Source organism: Amphritea pacifica (assembly GCF_016924145.1).
In the GTDB taxonomy this organism is placed as follows: Bacteria; Pseudomonadota; Gammaproteobacteria; order Pseudomonadales; family Balneatricaceae; genus Amphritea; species Amphritea pacifica.
In genome coordinates this window covers 1-447 of record NZ_JAFFZO010000124.1, presented here as the reverse complement: position 1 = coordinate 447, position 447 = coordinate 1, and the positions used below count along the sequence as shown (strand labels likewise).

Genomic DNA, 447 nt, shown 5'->3' with positions numbered 1-447 from the left:
GACAACCCGATTACTGGTTCTCAATGGATGATGACGAGTTTGAAGAAGCGATCGCTCAACTACGTACAGAGCAACGTTTTATGCCTAGTATGGGCCCGGAGATCGATCTGTTTAATGGCGGCACTCAGGCCTGACAACACTAACGGACAGAATTGATAGAAATGGACTTCCAACAGATAAAGCCCTACTACTACAGCAGCACCGCCTGGAATAGCGAACGCTACGCCAACCAGAAGCCACGTCCGGAACAGGGCTCGCTGATTAAGCTGCTGCAGGGAGGCGATCCCCTGCCCTGGAACCGGGCCAACGAAACGGTTCCCGTCAGTATGATTCAGGAGCCAACACCGTCAGAGATTAAACAACGCATGAAACACAATAAGGGCGAAACCCACTGGGATGAAAACCAGTGTGCTATAGGTTCGCTTAATCGCTGGGGATTAATCTACT

General features: G+C 50.8%; 1 protein-coding gene. It reads left to right on the top strand.

Annotation, left to right across the window (positions count from 1 at the left end; genetic code table 11):
- Nucleotides 1-161: 161 nt before the first annotated feature.
- A partial coding sequence (locus tag JW499_RS21705) for a hypothetical protein (protein ID WP_205212524.1) occupies nucleotides 162-447 on the top strand: 286 nt, incomplete at its 3' end.